The following is a 1277-nucleotide window of genomic DNA, read 5'->3' as shown; positions in this document are numbered from 1 at the left end:
TGGCGGGGTCGAAGCCCAGGACTTCCTTCAGCGCGGCGACTTCCTCGGCGCCCAGGGCCGAGCCGTGGATCTTGCCGGTGTTCTGCTTCTTGGGTGCCGGTGTAGCCGTCGCGGGTTTCGGCGATGTGGCGGATGCGGGTGCGGCAGGCGTACCAGCCGATGACCATGAGGATGGAGGCGATGGCGGTGACGAGCATGGTCAGGGGTGAGTCGATGAAGACCATGATGAGGACGCCGATGAGGAAGAGGAGGGAGAGGTAGCCGGTGTAGGGGGCGCCGAACATGCGGAAGGTGGGGCGTTGGACCCAGCCTTTGTCGGCCCAGCGTTTGAGTTGGATTTGGCATAGGACGATGGTGGCCCAGGTCATGATGATGCCGACGGAGGCGATGTTGAGGACGATTTCGAAGGCGTCGGCGGGGACGAGGTAGTTCAGGGGGACGCCGAGGAGGGAGACGGTGGCGGTGATGGCGATGCCGCCGTAGGGGACGCCTGCTTTGTTCATGCGGGAGGCGAAGCGGGGGGCGGAGCCGTTGACGGACATGGAGCGCAGGATCCGGCCGGTGGAGTAGAGTCCGGCGTTCAGGGAGGACAGGGCGGCGGTGAGGACGACGAGGTTCATGATGACGTCTACGCCTTGGACGCCGATGGAGCCGAAGAACGTCACGAAGGGGCTGACGCCTTTTTGGTAGGTGGTGTAGGGGAGCAGGAGGGCGAGGAGGATGACGGAGCCGACGTAGAACACGGCGATGCGGAAGACTACGGAGTTGATGGCTTTGGGCATGATTTTTTCGGGGTTTTCGGTTTCGCCGGCGGCGGTGCCGACGAGTTCGATGGAGGCGTAGGCGAACAGGACCCCTTGCATGAGGATGATCATGGGCAGCAGGCCGGTGGGGAAGATCCCGCCGTGGTCGGACAGGAGGCTGATGCCGACTTGTTGGCCGTCCACGGGGGTGCCGAAGATGACGAAGTAGGTGCCGATGATCAGGAACGCGACGAGGGCGGCGACTTTGATCAGGGCGAACCAGAATTCCATTTCGCCGAAGACTTTGACCGAGACGAGGTTCAGGGCGAGGACGACGAGGAGGGCGGTCAGGGCCCAGGCCCACTGCGGGACATCGGCCATCCAGGGGATGTAGTTGCCGAAGAAGTGCATGTAGAGGGCGGCGGCGGTGATGTCCACGATGGTGGTGGTGGCCCAGTTGATCCAGTAGAACCAGCCGGAGACGAACGCGGCTTTCTCGCCGAAGAATTCACGGGCGTAGGAGACGAAGGAGCC

Annotated in this window: 1 protein-coding gene and 1 pseudogene; both read right to left on the bottom strand. The window is 63.5% G+C overall.

The features are described 5' to 3' along the window. Positions 1-70: transketolase (locus DC347_RS22015; RefSeq protein WP_240617858.1), on the bottom strand; the 70-nt coding region annotated here is incomplete at its 3' end. Positions 71-95: 25 nt separating this feature from the next. After that, positions 96-1277, bottom strand: a pseudogene (locus DC347_RS18490) (amino acid permease); the annotation flags it as partial.

This window comes from Pseudarthrobacter sp. AG30 (genome assembly GCF_003116525.1).
Classification (GTDB): Bacteria; Actinomycetota; Actinomycetes; order Actinomycetales; family Micrococcaceae; genus Arthrobacter.
Note: the sequence above shows the minus strand (reverse complement) of the source record. Positions and strands in the feature narration are given on the sequence as shown.